14 protein-coding genes are annotated in these 13,080 nt (G+C 60.5%); 7 read left to right on the top strand and 7 right to left on the bottom strand.

Annotated features, from left to right (window positions below; translation table 11 throughout):
* Positions 1-76: 76 nt before the first annotated feature.
* Both pdxY and IFT66_RS21590 read left to right on the top strand, forming a co-directional pair.
* A complete protein-coding gene (pdxY, locus tag IFT66_RS21595; protein ID WP_192078891.1) occupies positions 77-949 on the top strand; it encodes a pyridoxal kinase PdxY in 873 nt (290 codons plus the stop codon).
* Between the two features lie 68 nt (positions 950-1,017).
* Positions 1,018-1,692, top strand: coding sequence for a carbonic anhydrase (locus IFT66_RS21590; RefSeq protein ID WP_113109984.1), 675 nt, complete (start codon positions 1,018-1,020; stop codon positions 1,690-1,692).
* Between the two features lie 21 nt (positions 1,693-1,713).
* Here the strand turns inward: IFT66_RS21590 and IFT66_RS21585 are convergent, their stop codons facing one another.
* The 3 genes from IFT66_RS21585 to IFT66_RS23790 all read right to left on the bottom strand — a co-directional run bounded on the left by IFT66_RS21585 (position 1,714) and on the right by IFT66_RS23790 (position 4,003).
* Positions 1,714-2,526: a lytic murein transglycosylase gene (locus tag IFT66_RS21585; protein ID WP_062462825.1), complete on the bottom strand. Its 813-nt coding sequence runs from the start codon at positions 2,524-2,526 to the stop codon at positions 1,714-1,716.
* A gap of 202 nt (positions 2,527-2,728) precedes the next feature.
* Complete coding sequence (locus IFT66_RS21580) at positions 2,729-3,763, bottom strand: aspartate-semialdehyde dehydrogenase (RefSeq protein WP_192078890.1); 1,035 nt, start codon at positions 3,761-3,763, stop codon at positions 2,729-2,731.
* A gap of 114 nt (positions 3,764-3,877) precedes the next feature.
* Entirely contained in the window at positions 3,878-4,003 is a 126-nt protein-coding gene (locus IFT66_RS23790; protein ID WP_274604908.1) for a hypothetical protein, read from the bottom strand.
* Between the two features lie 157 nt (positions 4,004-4,160).
* Between IFT66_RS23790 and IFT66_RS21570 the strand changes: the two genes are divergently transcribed.
* From IFT66_RS21570 to IFT66_RS21550, 5 genes are all read left to right on the top strand, one after another.
* Positions 4,161-5,924: an alkaline phosphatase gene (locus IFT66_RS21570; RefSeq protein ID WP_192078888.1), complete on the top strand. Its 1,764-nt coding sequence runs from the start codon at positions 4,161-4,163 to the stop codon at positions 5,922-5,924.
* A gap of 141 nt (positions 5,925-6,065) precedes the next feature.
* On the top strand, positions 6,066-6,536 hold the full coding sequence (locus IFT66_RS21565) for a hypothetical protein (RefSeq protein WP_245341581.1): 471 nt from the start codon (positions 6,066-6,068) through the stop codon (positions 6,534-6,536).
* Positions 6,537-6,540: 4 nt separating this feature from the next.
* Complete coding sequence (locus IFT66_RS21560) at positions 6,541-7,230, top strand: ABC transporter ATP-binding protein (RefSeq protein ID WP_192078887.1); 690 nt, start codon at positions 6,541-6,543, stop codon at positions 7,228-7,230.
* A complete protein-coding gene (locus IFT66_RS21555; RefSeq protein ID WP_192078886.1) occupies positions 7,227-8,495 on the top strand; it encodes an FtsX-like permease family protein in 1,269 nt (422 codons plus the stop codon). The genes IFT66_RS21560 and IFT66_RS21555 overlap by 4 nt, the downstream gene beginning before the upstream one ends.
* Positions 8,496-8,657: 162 nt before the next feature.
* Positions 8,658-10,373 carry an MFS transporter gene (locus tag IFT66_RS21550; protein ID WP_062462807.1) on the top strand — a complete coding sequence of 572 codons (1,716 nt, stop codon included), beginning with the start codon at positions 8,658-8,660 and terminating at the stop codon, positions 10,371-10,373.
* A gap of 80 nt (positions 10,374-10,453) precedes the next feature.
* Here IFT66_RS21550 and leuB read toward each other — a convergent pair whose 3' ends face one another.
* From leuB to IFT66_RS21530, 4 genes are all read right to left on the bottom strand, one after another.
* Positions 10,454-11,563 (bottom strand): 3-isopropylmalate dehydrogenase, encoded by a 1,110-nt coding sequence (gene leuB, locus IFT66_RS21545; protein WP_192078885.1) that lies wholly within the window; start codon positions 11,561-11,563, stop codon positions 10,454-10,456.
* 45 nt (positions 11,564-11,608) lie between these two features.
* Positions 11,609-11,998, bottom strand: coding sequence for a RidA family protein (locus IFT66_RS21540; RefSeq protein ID WP_192078884.1), 390 nt, complete (start codon positions 11,996-11,998; stop codon positions 11,609-11,611).
* A gap of 10 nt (positions 11,999-12,008) precedes the next feature.
* The gene (gene leuD, locus IFT66_RS21535) at positions 12,009-12,614 is read right to left on the bottom strand and encodes a 3-isopropylmalate dehydratase small subunit (protein WP_192078883.1); all 606 of its coding nucleotides are present in this window, start codon (positions 12,612-12,614) and stop codon (positions 12,009-12,011) included.
* A gap of 126 nt (positions 12,615-12,740) precedes the next feature.
* The gene (locus IFT66_RS21530) at positions 12,741-12,983 is read right to left on the bottom strand and encodes a hypothetical protein (RefSeq protein ID WP_062462792.1); all 243 of its coding nucleotides are present in this window, start codon (positions 12,981-12,983) and stop codon (positions 12,741-12,743) included.
* Between the last annotated feature and the right edge of the window lie 97 nt (positions 12,984-13,080).

Raw genomic sequence — 13,080 nt, 5'->3', positions numbered from 1 at the left:
ATAGGCGTGTCACGTCTTGTTGACATGCCGACACAGAGATCCGATCAACGGTTCGATAACGTCGAAAGCAAGCATCATGCAGGGTAATTCAGGCGCGGTCATCGTCATTTCCAGCCATGTGATCCGTGGCTCGGTCGGTAACCGGGCCGCCGTCTTCGCGCTCGAGACCCTGGGATATCCCGTCTGGGCCATGCCGACCGTCGTGCTGCCCTGGCATCCCGGGCACGGTCCTTCGACGCGCCTGACGTTTCCCGAATCGGATTTCGACGAGGCTATAGACGATCTCATCCGGGCGCCATGGCTCGGCGAAGTGAAGGCGGTGCTGACCGGGTATTTCGGAAATGCCGCGCAGCCGCGCGCCGTGGCACGACTGATCGAGGCGCTGCGGAGAAACAACCCGGACCTTATCTATGTCTGCGATCCCGTGATGGGCGATCTCGGCGGGCTCTATATCCCGCAGCCGACAGCCGAAGCAATCCGCGACGAGCTTCTGCCGCTTGCCACCATCGCCACGCCGAACCGATACGAGCTTGCCTGGCTCTCGGGTGCACCGCTCGATGATAACAATGCGATCATGGAGGCAGCGATCGCGCTCGGGCCGCCGCGGATGCTGGTGACCTCGGCGGTGCCGATGATGACAGGCAGTACAGGCAATCTCTATCTCACCGGCAATCATGCGCTGCTGGCTGAACACCGGCTGATCGACCACGCCCCGAACGGGCTCGGAGACCTGCTCTCGGCGGTTTTTCTCGCCCGCGTCATGTCCGGCATGGATGAAGAGAAAGCCCTGCAGACAACGACTGCCAGCGTGTTCGAAGTGCTGGCGCGTTCGGTAAAGCGCGGGGCCAACGAGCTGACGCTGGAAATGGATGCCGCCAGCCTCTCGATGCCGATGGCGATGGTCCAGATGCGCCGGCTCGTGCATCCCCTTAAGAGGCGCAAGCCGTAAGCTCAAACAGCATGCGCATCCACACAATGGCCGTTGATTCTCGTCTGGCTGCACGATAATCGTGAGCCATGAGCGAATTTCCAGAAAAACTGCTTTCGGGCTACCGTAACTTCATGAGTGGTCGCTACAGCGACGAGCGGGAGCGCTATCGCGCGCTTGCCGATACCGGCCAGAAGCCGCATACGCTCCTGGTTGCCTGTTGCGACAGTCGCGCGGCGCCCGAGACGATCTTCGACTGCGGTCCGGGAGAACTCTTCGTGGTCCGCAACGTCGCCAACATGGTACCGCGCTACGAGCCCGACAGCCAGTTTCACGGGACATCGGCTGCGGTTGAATACGCGGTGCAGGTGCTTGAGATCCGCAATATCGTTGTCATGGGCCACGGCCGCTGCGGCGGTATCCAGGCAGCGCTCGACGCTTCCATGAAGCCGCTGTCGGAGGGGGATTTCATCGGCAAGTGGATGGGTTTGGTCAGGCCTGCGGCCACGCAGATCCAGAGCAACGACCTGATGACCCAGAGCGAGCGTCAGACAGCGCTCGAACGGGTGTCGATCCGCAATTCGATCGCCAATCTGCAGACCTTCCCCTTCGTCCGCGATCTCACGGAAAAGGGAGAACTCGACATTCACGGCGCCTGGTTCGATATCTCGACCGGCGAGTTGTGGGTGATGAACGAGAAGGGCGATTTCACCCGGCCAGACATCAGTGTACCGGCGATCGAGGCCGAGCAGAGCCCGGCCTGATCATTTCAACCGTGTAACGGCTCAGCCGCCGTCGATCTGGGCGCCCATGTATGCGATCGCCTGCTGGTAGACGGTTGCCGCGTTCCAGCCTTGGATGGCGACGAAATTCGGCTCGCCCTGCTGGTAACCGGCGCCTGTACGCCAGCCATGACCCTTGAGGAAGTTGGCGGTCGATGCCAGCGCATCGGCGCGCGAACGGACCATGTCGATATGGCCGTCGCCATCACCATCAGCGCCGTAGCGGATGACGTTGAGCGGCAGGAACTGCGTCTGGCCGATTTCGCCATGCGCTGCACCCTTTGCAGTGGTGCTGAGATCACCGCGGGCAACGAGCTGCAGGGCAGCGTAAAGCTGTTCGGTAAAGTAGGCCGAGCGGCGGCAGTCATAGGAAAGCGTCGCGACGGCCGACAGCGTATGCTGGTCGCCCATGTAATTGCCGAAACCGGTTTCCATGCCCCAGATTGCCAGGATCGGGCCGGCCGGAACGCCGTAGCGGCGCTCAATCGACGCAAACAGCGCTGCGTTGGATTTCTTCATGGACTTGCCGCGCGAGATGATCGTTGCGCCACCGCGCTTCTTCATGAACTCGTCGAAGGAAAGCTTGAAGCTTTTCTGGCCGCGGTCGGCGCGAATGGTCGGGCGGTTGTAGACGACGTTAGCAAAGGCGCGGTCGAGAACTGCAGGGCTGATACCCTTGGACGGTGCCTGCTGCTTGAAATCGGCGACCCAGCGGTCGAAACCGGCTCCATCATTGCCGCAGGCGGCGGCAAAGGCCGGGGCTGCGGTTGCAAGCGTTGCTGCTGCGATCAATCCTGCCAGAATAGTCTTCATCATGCGGTCAAACCCGTCGAAAGTCCGGATTGCTTGGCCGAAAGCTTCCGGAAGAATTGCGCTATATTCGGCCTTATGACCCCAGTGGCGGATAATCGCAATTCATCTTCCCATGAATAGTTCGTGAAGAGAGACGAATCGAAAAAACCCCGTCATTTCTGACGGGGCTTTCTAAGCGGATTTGCTTAATAAAGTACGTTACTTATTAAGCAGCAACCTTGCGTGGCTTGATCAGACCGCGATTGACCAGAAGTTCGGCGATCTGGATCGCGTTCAGCGCGGCACCCTTGCGCAGGTTGTCGGAGACGACCCAGATGTTGAGTCCGTTTTCGACGGTTGCGTCTTCGCGGATACGCGAAATGTAGGTCGCGTCTTCACCGGCGCATTCGAGAGGCGTGATGTAACCGCCGTCTTCGTGCTTGTCGATGACAAGGCAACCCGGCGCTTCGCGCAGGATATCGCGGGCCTGATCGGCCGTGATCTCGTTTTCGAACTCGATGTTGACGGATTCGGAGTGGCCGATAAAGACCGGAACGCGCACTGCCGTGCAGGTAACGCGGATCTTCGGGTCGAGCATCTTCTTGGTCTCGGCCAGAACCTTCCACTCTTCCTTCGTGTAGCCGTCTTCCATGAAGCTATCGATATGCGGGATGACGTTGAAGGCAATACGCTTGGTGAACTTCTTCGATTCGACCGGATCGGCCACGAACACGGCGCGCGTCTGGGTGAAGAGTTCGTCCATGCCTTCCTTGCCGGCACCGGACACCGACTGGTAGGTGGAAACGACGACGCGCTTGATCTTGGCAAAGTCATGCAGCGGCTTCAGCGCGACGACGAGCTGGGCCGTCGAGCAGTTCGGATTGGCAATGATGTTCTTCTTGGAGAAACCGACGATGGCGTCGGGGTTCACTTCCGGAACGATCAGCGGCACTTCCGAATCGTAGCGCCAGGCGGACGAGTTGTCGATGACGACGCAGCCCTGCGCACCGATCTTCGGCGACCACTTCTTGGAGGCATCGCCGCCGGCGGACATCAGGCAGATGTCGGTATCGGAGAAATCGTGGTTCTCGAGGTTGGAAACCTTGAGCGTCTTGTCGCCGAAGGAAACTTCCGTGCCCTGGCTGCGGGCGGAGGCGAGTGCGACGACTTCATCAGCCGGAAAACCACGTTCCGCGAGAATGTTCAGCATTTCCCTGCCGACATTGCCGGTTGCACCGGCGACTGCGATCTTGAAACCCATTTCTTTGCTCTCTTTCTGTCTCTCCTCGGTTTTCTGAGGGGGAAGCCCGTGTCGCGCGCGACGCGGTGTTCCTTGTCCCCGGCCGTACCGGGGAGAGAGCGGTGGCCAGAGACGTCAGACGATAATTTTCGTCGTCGTTTTGGCCGTGGTTTTGTCGGAAACCGAAAGGGCAACATCCAGCCGCCCGGCAGATACTGCCAGGTCATAGCACGCAGCAAAGCGAAAGTCGCGGCGAAGCATGGACACTCCTTTTCCAAAGCTGCTCATAAAAGATTTTGCCGCAGAGTCAAGGTTGATGCGATCGGACCTCGGCGCCGTTATCACGTTTCTGTCATTGCACTGTCATGGCATGGGGCTATCCCCGAACCTCTATGCGACGCAACGACGGGGGTTTTCCATGCGTATGCTTCTTGCTGCCTTTGCAGCCACCACAATTCTTTCCGGCGGCGTGCAAGCCGCCCACGCCGCGAACGTCTTTCCGCTTGATCGGGCGACGATCCTGACAGGCTCTCCATTCGATTTCAAGGTCGAGTTCAGCTCGGTCGTAAAGCCTGAGGACGTCAAGATCACCGTCAACGGCCAGGACTACAAGTCTGTGTTCGGCAAGGATGTCGAGTTCGTTGCAGAAGAGAAAAACAAGGACAAGGTTCTCGGTTCCGCCGTCGTGCTGCGCGCACTGACGATCGCGAATGCCGGCGACTACAAGGTTGAAGTCTCTGCTGGTTCGGAAACCAAGAGCGTGACCTGGAACGTTTATGGCACCGCGGCGCAGCCAAAGGCCAAGAACGTGATCTTCCTGATCGGTGACGGTCTTTCCGTGGCGCATCGCACCGCTGCCCGCATCATGGCCAAGGGCATGACCGAGGGCAAGGCGAACGGTCGTCTCGCAATGGACGACATCCCGCCGGCAGCCTTTGTCGGGACGTCCGCGACGGACGCTGTCGCCACCGACAGCGCCAACACGATGTCGGCCTATATGACCGGCCACAAGACAGCCGTGAACGCAATCGGCGTCTATGCCGATCGCACGCCTGACTCGATGGACGATCCGAAGGTTGAAACATACGCGGAAGCGGTCCGCCGCCAGACGAAGAAGTCGATCGGCATCGTCACGACCGCAGAAGTTCAGGACGCAACACCCGCAGCCGTCGTCGCCCATACCCGCAAGCGCGGCGACAAGGCGGAAATCAACGGCATGCTGTTCGACGTCAAGCCGGACGTCCTGCTCGGCGGCGGTTCCGCCTACTTCCTGCCCCAGGCGACGCCTGGATCCAAGCGCAAGGACGACAAGGACTATATCGCCCTGTTCAAGGATGCCGGCTACATGCTTGCGACCAGCAAGGCTGAACTGGCAACGGCAGCCGGCACCAATACCGGCAAGATCCTCGGCCTGTTTCACACCGGCAACATGGACACGACGCTTGACCGCGAATTCCTGAAAAAGGGCACGACGGCGAAGTTCCCGGATCAGCCGGGCCTCGTCGACATGACCAAGGTCGCGCTCGACACGCTGTCGAAGAACCCGGACGGCTTCTTCCTGATGGTCGAAGCTGCCAACATCGACAAGATGTCTCATCCGCTGGACTGGGACCGCGCAGTCGTCGATACGATCGAATTCGACAAGGCAATCGCCGCAGCCCGCGAATTTGCCGACAAGAACCCCGACACGCTGATCATCGTCACCGGCGACCATACCCACGGTGTTTCGATCATCGGTACGGTCAACGATGAAAAGCCGGGCGACGACATGCGCGAAAAGGTCGGGACCTATGCCGAGGCAGGTTTCCCGAACTATATGGACGAGAACAAGGATGGTTATCCTGACAAGGTCGATGTTACCAAGCGCCTGTTCCTGAACGCCAATAACGGCCCTGATCATTACGAGACATTCCGTCCGAAGCTCGACAATCCCTTCGTTCCCGCCATCCAGAACGAGAAGAAGGAATATGTCGCCAACGAAGCCTACAAGGATATCCCGGGCGCTGTTCTCGTGACCGGCATCATTCCGAAAAGCGCCGACAGTGGCGTCCATGCGGTTGACGATGTCGTGCTTCAGGCTGCCGGCCCAGGTTCAGAAGGCTTCCGCGGCTACATGGAGCAGAGCGACGTCTACAAGGTTCTCGCGGAGACTTTCGCGCTGGGCGCCAAGCAGACCAACTGATCAGACCGACTGGGTCTGAACGACCATGGTTAAAGAGGGGGCATGTCCTGAGGCGTGCCCCTATCTACTTCAGATATCGCGGGACTTGAAGATATGCCTCAGCTGCAGGATGATGACGGCGCTCGACAAGGGAGAGTGATCATGGGAGCGCTCGAGATGGTCGACCGTCGCCAGATGCTCAAGACCTCGCTTGGCATCATTGCCGGCCTGCCGCTGCTGATATCAGGCGCAACCGCCCGCGCAGAAAACGGCCTTTCCTTCGACGAACTCTATGGCAAGGTCAGCGTTCTCGGTCTGGAATTTTCCGACAAGGTCAGGCGGCTGAACGGCCAGGAGATCGCCATGCGCGGTTTCATGGCGCCACCGCTGAAGGCGGAAGCCTCGTTCTTTGTTCTGACCGAAGTGCCGATGTCGATCTGCCCGTTCTGCTCCACCGATGCGGACTGGCCGGACAATATCGTCGTTGTCTATCTCGATGAGAAGCAGACATTCACCCAGCCAAGCCAGACGATCGAGGTGCGCGGCACGCTCGAGATGGGCTCGTGGACCGATCCGGACACCGGCTTCGTGAGCCTGCTGCGGATCCGCCAGGCTGAATACGGTACGGTCTGACGACATGATGCCTCTTAAGGTGCAATCTCTCGCCATCTCGTTTCCCGGTCTGGCGACACCGGTTCTTTCCATCGATGCTCTCGAGATCGCCGCCGGCAGCCGCGTTGCGCTGACGGGCGGTTCGGGATCCGGCAAGAGCACGCTTCTCAATATCATTGCGGGGCTCGAGCGTGTTCGCACCGGTGAGGTCATCTGGGGTGGGCAGGATATTGCCAGACTGTCGGAAGGCCGGCGAGACCGTTGGCGGGCCGAAAATGTGGGTCTCGTAATGCAGGATTTCCATCTCTTTGCGGGTCTTTCGGCGCTGGATAACGTGCTGCTGCCGGCACGGCTTTCGCGGGTCTCGACCCCGAATCTGGTGAAAAGAGCGCATGAGCTGATCGAGACCGTGGGGTTGAAGCGACCCGGTCAGTCCGTCGAGACCATGTCGCGCGGCGAGATGCAGCGGGTGGCGATCGCCCGGGCGCTGCTGCGCAAGCCGGGTATCATCATTGCCGACGAGCCGACGGCAAGCCTCGATCTCGAAAACGGCGAGGCGGTGGGGGATCTGCTTCTGTCCGTCGCGGCCGGTGCCGGCAGCACGCTTGTTGTGGCGACCCACGACCAGCGCATGATCGAACGCCTCGACCGGCGCATCGTGCTCAGGGGCGGGTGCATCGTCGGCGATGATGTTGTCGGGAAGGTGCCGGTATGATCCGTTTTATCATCGCCGACCTGCGGCGTCTCTGGCTGGGCTGCGCCGTCGTGGTGCTTCTGGTTGCCTTAGCTACGGCGCTCGGGGTTGCCGTGACCCTGCAGGAACGGTCGCTGCGGCTCGGCAGTGCGCGTGCCGCCGACAAGTTCGATCTGGTGATCGGCGCCTCCGGCAGCGAAACGCAGCTGATCCTCTCGTCGATCTTCCTGCAGCCGGCACCCTTGCCGCTGGTCGATGGAGAAGTGCTGGCAAAACTTGCCGCCGATCCGCGCGTCGCCTGGGCAGCTCCCGTCGGTTTCGGCGATTCCTTTGCCGGCTATCCGATCGTGGGAACGACGACGAGGCTTGTGACCAGCACGACGCCGGGCTTTGGCGAGGGGCGCTTGTTTGCCGCGGAAGGCGAAGCGGTTCTCGGCGCTTCCGTCACTCTTCCGGTCGGCGCCGACGTCAAGCCGATGCATGGAACAGCCGAAACCGGTGGTCCAACCCATACGGACATCGCATACAAGGTCGTGGGCAAGCTGAAACCGACCGGCACGCCATGGGACCGCGCCATTCTCGTGCCGATCCAGGCCGTATGGCACGTTCATGGTTTAGGCGCTGAGCATGAGCACGAGGACGCAAGCACGGAGCCTGCGGCAGCTGTCGCCTCTACCAGCCATGACGAAGACCATCATCACGGCGGCATCGATCCGGATGCGCCGCTCGTCGAGGATTTCGGGGCTGATACCCCCGGCCTTCCAGCGATTCTGGTCAAACCGAAGTCGATTGCCGATGCCTATCGCCTGCGTCAGGCCTATCGCGCCAATGGCACGGTGGGGGTCTTTCCCGGCGAGGTGCTGACCGGCCTTTATGCGACGCTTGGCGATGCGAAAATGGTGTTGAGCGCGGTCGCTGCGGGATCGCAGGCTCTTGTCGCGGCGGCACTGGTGCTGGTGACGGTCATCCATGTGGGGCAACGGCGCCGGCAGATCGGCGCGCTGCGCGCGTTCGGGGCACCGCGCGGCGCCGTGTTCCTCATCGTGTGGCTGGAGCTGCTTCTCCTGGTTGCGGTCGGCATCGGGCTCGGCTTCGTCTGCGGGCTACTGGCGGCGCAGTTCGGCGCCCATCTGTTTACCGCGAAAAGCGGGGTCATCCTGCCGGTCGGGTTCACGAGAGACGACGTACGTCTGGCACTTTTTCTGCTGGGCTTTGCAGCGGTCCTTTCGGCCGTGCCGGCACTTCTTACCTATCGCCAGTCGCCCGCCCAGGCGCTTCGCTCCTGACCACTCCGGGCTACGTCATTAGACGAAAGTCATAAGCCGAAAGCATGTCTCATCCGGCGTGCCAAATTCTGTCACTCTGCAACGATTGCGCTAACCTGTCTGGCCGAGGAGGAGAATGGCCGGACAGGAAGGCACGGAGTTCATCTTGTTGGGAGGACGACAATGGCACACGTCGCAACGGCAGCCCGGACGAAGGCTAGCCCCATGACGCGCGAGGAAAAGAAGGTCATCTTCGCCTCGTCGCTGGGTACCATTTTCGAATGGTATGATTTCTATCTCTACGGAACGCTTGCCGTCATCATCGGCCGGCAGTTCTTTTCGGCGTTTCCGCCCGCCACGCAGGCCATCTTTGCACTGCTGGCCTTTGCTGCAGGCTTTCTCGTCCGCCCCTTCGGCGCACTGGTCTTCGGACGGCTCGGCGATCTTGTCGGACGCAAATATACCTTCCTCGTCACGATCGTGATCATGGGCCTATCGACATTCTTTGTCGGTCTTCTGCCGAGCTACGAGCAGATTGGTGCAACGGCGCCCATCCTTCTCATCGCGCTGCGCATGTTGCAGGGCCTGGCGCTCGGTGGCGAATACGGTGGTGCTGCTGTCTATGTGGCGGAGCACGCCCCGCCCGGTCGCCGCGGATTTTACACGGCCTGGATTCAGACGACGGCGACGCTTGGCCTGTTGCTGTCGCTCGCCGTCATCGTGACGCTGCGCGTCAACATGGGTGAAGAAGCCTTTGCCACAAGCTATCCGGTCATATTCGGTCTGCTGGGCGGCTGGCGCATTCCGTTCCTCGGATCGGCACTGCTGCTTGCCGTCTCCATCTACATCCGCTTGCAGATGAACGAGTCCCCCGTCTTCCAGAAGATGAAGGAAGAAGGCACCCGTTCGAAGGCACCGCTGACGGAAGCCTTCGGCACCTGGAAGAACGGCAAGATCGTCCTGATCGCACTGTTCGGTCTTGTCGTCGGCCAGGCCGTCGTCTGGTATACCGGCCAGTTCTACGCGCTGTTCTTCCTGCAGAGCATCCTGAAAGTCGACCTTCTGACGGCGAACGTACTGATCGCCTGGTCGCTTCTTCTCGGCACACCATTTTTCCTCGTCTTCGGTGCGCTGTCTGACCGCGTGGGCCGCAAATGGGTCATTCTGGCAGGCTGCGCGCTCGCAGCGGTCACGTACTTCCCGCTATTCCACGCATTGACCAATACCGCCAATCCGACCTACGCGGCAGCGATCAAAAACGTCCAGATCCAGGTTTCGGCGGATCCGGCGACATGCGGATCCCTGTTCGACCCGGTTGGTATCAGGACCTTCACGCAGCCCTGCGACGTCGCGAGACGCACGCTGTCGCAGCAGGCGTTTACCTACACGCTGGTGCCAGCAGCCGCCGGTGCGCCAACCACGGTCAGCGTGGCGGGCACGGACGTTCCCGTTGCCAATGTGACGTTGCCGGACGGCAAGACCGAAACCTTCGCCCAGCGTCTCGGCCCGGCCAGCGTGGCAGCCGGCTACCCTGCCGCCAACGATGCTGCCAAGGTGCGTGTGGATGGCTTCTTCGCGGTGTTCGGCAATGCCCAGGCTTTGACGGTCATCGCCATTCTCTGGGTCATGGTCGTCTATGTGACGATCGTCTACGGCCCGATCGCCGCGGCGCTGGTGGAGTTTTTCCCGACACGCATCCGCTATACCGCCATGTCGCTGCCGTATCACATCGGCAACGGCTGGTTCGGCGGGCTGCTGCCGGCCACCTCCTTCGCGATCGTTGCCTCGACCGGGGATATCTATGCCGGCCTCTGGTACCCGGTCGGCTTTGCCGTTCTCACGATCATCATCGGCGCGGTCTTCGTGAAGGACCGGCGCAATATCGATCTCAACGACTGATCAGTCAGCAAAAAAGAAGGGCCCGGCGGAAACGCCGGGCCCTTTTTCGTTTCAGGGAAGTGGTCCCCTCGCGGGATGCCTCAGGCCGAGAGGCCGGCAAATTCCTTGAGGATGGCGTCGCCCATGTCGCCGGTGCCGACCTGGCGGCAGCCGTCGGCCATGATGTCGCCGGTGCGGATGCCCTGGTCGAGAACGTTGGCGATCGCCTTTTCCAGGTTGTCGGCTTCGGTGATCATGTTGAAGGAATAGCGAAGACACATGGCAAAGGACGCGATCATGGCGATCGGGTTGGCAATGCCCTTGCCGGCAATATCCGGTGCCGAACCATGGACCGGCTCGTACAGCGCCTTGCGCTTGCCGGTCTTGCCATCGGGTGCGCCGAGGGAAGCGGACGGCAGCATGCCGAGCGAACCCGTCAGCATGGCCGCAACGTCGGACAGCATGTCGCCGAACAGGTTGTCGGTGACGATGACGTCGAACTGTTTCGGCGCGCGAACCAGCTGCATGCCGCCGGCATCGGCCAGCATGTGGTCCAGCTTCACATCGGAATACTTGGCCTTGTGGATCTCGGTGACGACCTGGTTCCACAGCACGCCGGATTTCATCACGTTGCGCTTTTCCATCGAGCACACGGCATTCTTGCGGGTGCGCGCCAGTTCGAAGGCAACGCCTGCGATGCGTTCGATCTCGTAGGTGTCGTAGATCTGGGTATCGATGCCGCGCTTCTGGCCGTTGCCGAGATCGATGATTTCCTTCGGCTCACCGAAATAGACGCCGCCGGTCAGTTCGCGGATGATCAGGATGTCGAGCCCGTCCACCAGTTCGGGTTTCAGCGAAGAGGCGGCGGCAAGCGCCGGATAGCAGATGGCCGGGCGCAGATTTGCGAAAAGCTCCATATCCTTGCGCAGGCGCAGCAGGCCGGCTTCCGGGCGCACCTCATAGGGCACACTATCCCATTTCGGACCGCCGACGGCGCCGAACAGGACGGCATCGGCCGCCATCGCTTTTTCCATATCCGCGTCGGAAATGGCGGCGCCATGCGCATCATAGGCGCAGCCGCCGACCAGACCTTCGTCGGTGACGAAATCGGCACTCATGGCGTCGTTCATATGGGCGATGATCTTGCGCACTTCGCCCATGGCCTCTGGACCGATGCCATCACCGGGAAGCAGGAAAAGGTGTTTTGCCATTGTGCAGATGTCCTTGATTGTTCAGGCGGCGGTTGGGCAGCTGTTTCAGGAAGCGCCGGCACCGATGCGTGCGGTCACTTCGATCTCGATTTTCATTTCAGGGGTGGTGAGGCCGCAGACGATCATGGTCGCTGCCGGCCGAATCTGGGCAAATACCGATCCGACGACCTCGACCACGGCATCGTAGTCGGCCATGTCGACGAGATAATAGCGCACGCGGACCACGTCCTTCAGGCTGCTGCCGGCTTCGCCAAGCGCTTTTGCGATAGTGGCGAGCGCGTTGCGGGTCTGGTCGGCAACATCGTCAGGCATCGTCATCAGGGCATAGTCATAGCCCGTCGTGCCCGAGACATAGACCATGTCGCGGTCGACAACCGCGCGGGAATAGCCGATCCGTGCTTCGAAGGGTGATCCGGAGGAGATATGCGTGACCATCTGATGACCCTCAGAGCCAGGGGCGTTCCGTGCTGTTCTTGTCCTCGAAACTCGAGATCACGGTGTCGCTCTTCAGCGTCGATGCAATATCGTCGAGACCTTCGAGAAGGATCTGGCGGCGGCCGGGATCGATGTCGAAATGGAGCGAGCCGCCATCCGGGCCGGTGATCTTCTGCGCTTCGAGATCGATCGAAATGACGGCATTGGAGCCGCGATCCGCATCGTCGAGCAGCTTTTCGAGATCTTCCGGAGATACGATGATCGGCAGGATGCCGTTCTTGAAACAGTTATTGTAGAAAATATCGGCAAAGCTGGTCGAGATCACGCAACGGATGCCGAAATCGAGAAGTGCCCAAGGCGCGTGCTCACGCGACGAGCCGCAGCCGAAATTGTCGCCAGCCACCAGGATCTTGGAATTGCGATAGGCCGGCTTGTTCAGGATGAAATCCGGGTTTTCTGACCCATCCTGATTGTAGCGGGATTCTGCAAACAGTCCCTTGCCGAGACCGGTTCGCTTGATCGTCTTCAGGTAGTCCTTGGGAATGATCATGTCGGTGTCGATGTTGACGACCGGAAGCGGCGCTGCGACGCCTGTGAGTTGCGTGAACTTGTCCATGATCTGCCTCCAAGGGAGTTGTCGTGAAGGCCAAATAAAGCAATTTGCCGCCGATTTGAAGGGCATTATGCCTTCAACCGGTACTCCGCTGCGCCAGAGCGCGCAGGCGGAGCGAACATGATGACGCTAGAGGTCGATGATGGTACCGCGGCCGTCGTTCCACACACGGATATCGCGGCTGGCCGGCTTTGGTCCGAACGATTTCGCTCGCACGGGTACAGGGTTCAACCTGGTCGAGATCGCCCTACCAATTGAAAGAAGGACGAGAATGCCGGCAAATGCGACGGTCAGAGACGCTGTAAAGAGCGCCGCCATGGCAAGCACCGCAATAGCTGAGGCGACGACGAAAAATGCACGAATGTTTTGCATGGATCATACCTTTCAACGTCTGAAATGTGGGACCGGCCGGCCCCGCTTACAAGTGGTTTCACGACCTCCTGTCTTGCCGAGGGCCAAAAAGCTTGTC

The organism is Rhizobium sp. CFBP 13726 (assembly GCF_014841925.1).
Taxonomy (GTDB): domain Bacteria; phylum Pseudomonadota; class Alphaproteobacteria; order Rhizobiales; family Rhizobiaceae; genus Neorhizobium; species Neorhizobium soli.
Note: the sequence above shows the minus strand (reverse complement) of the source record. Positions and strands in the feature narration are given on the sequence as shown.

Bases quoted from the DNA above. Each gene is read 5' to 3' on its own strand.
- leuD (WP_192078883.1), bottom strand. From the start codon at position 12,614: ATGGACAAGTTCACGCAACTCACAGGCGTCGCAGCGCCGCTTCCGGTC.
- IFT66_RS21580 (WP_192078890.1), bottom strand. From the start codon at position 3,763: ATGGGTTTCAAGATCGCAGTCGCCGGTGCAACCGGCAATGTCGGCAGG.
- IFT66_RS21565 (WP_245341581.1), top strand. From the start codon at position 6,066: ATGGGAGCGCTCGAGATGGTCGACCGTCGCCAGATGCTCAAGACCTCG.
- IFT66_RS21585 (WP_062462825.1), bottom strand. From the start codon at position 2,526: ATGATGAAGACTATTCTGGCAGGATTGATCGCAGCAGCAACGCTTGCA.
- pdxY (WP_192078891.1), top strand. From the start codon at position 77: ATGCAGGGTAATTCAGGCGCGGTCATCGTCATTTCCAGCCATGTGATC.
- IFT66_RS23790 (WP_274604908.1), bottom strand. From the start codon at position 4,003: ATGCTTCGCCGCGACTTTCGCTTTGCTGCGTGCTATGACCTGGCAGTA.
- IFT66_RS21550 (WP_062462807.1), top strand. From the start codon at position 8,658: ATGGCACACGTCGCAACGGCAGCCCGGACGAAGGCTAGCCCCATGACG.
- IFT66_RS21590 (WP_113109984.1), top strand. From the start codon at position 1,018: ATGAGCGAATTTCCAGAAAAACTGCTTTCGGGCTACCGTAACTTCATG.
- IFT66_RS21560 (WP_192078887.1), top strand. From the start codon at position 6,541: ATGATGCCTCTTAAGGTGCAATCTCTCGCCATCTCGTTTCCCGGTCTG.
- IFT66_RS21570 (WP_192078888.1), top strand. From the start codon at position 4,161: ATGCGTATGCTTCTTGCTGCCTTTGCAGCCACCACAATTCTTTCCGGC.
- IFT66_RS21530 (WP_062462792.1), bottom strand. From the start codon at position 12,983: ATGCAAAACATTCGTGCATTTTTCGTCGTCGCCTCAGCTATTGCGGTG.
- leuB (WP_192078885.1), bottom strand. From the start codon at position 11,563: ATGGCAAAACACCTTTTCCTGCTTCCCGGTGATGGCATCGGTCCAGAG.
- IFT66_RS21540 (WP_192078884.1), bottom strand. From the start codon at position 11,998: ATGGTCACGCATATCTCCTCCGGATCACCCTTCGAAGCACGGATCGGC.
- IFT66_RS21555 (WP_192078886.1), top strand. From the start codon at position 7,227: ATGATCCGTTTTATCATCGCCGACCTGCGGCGTCTCTGGCTGGGCTGC.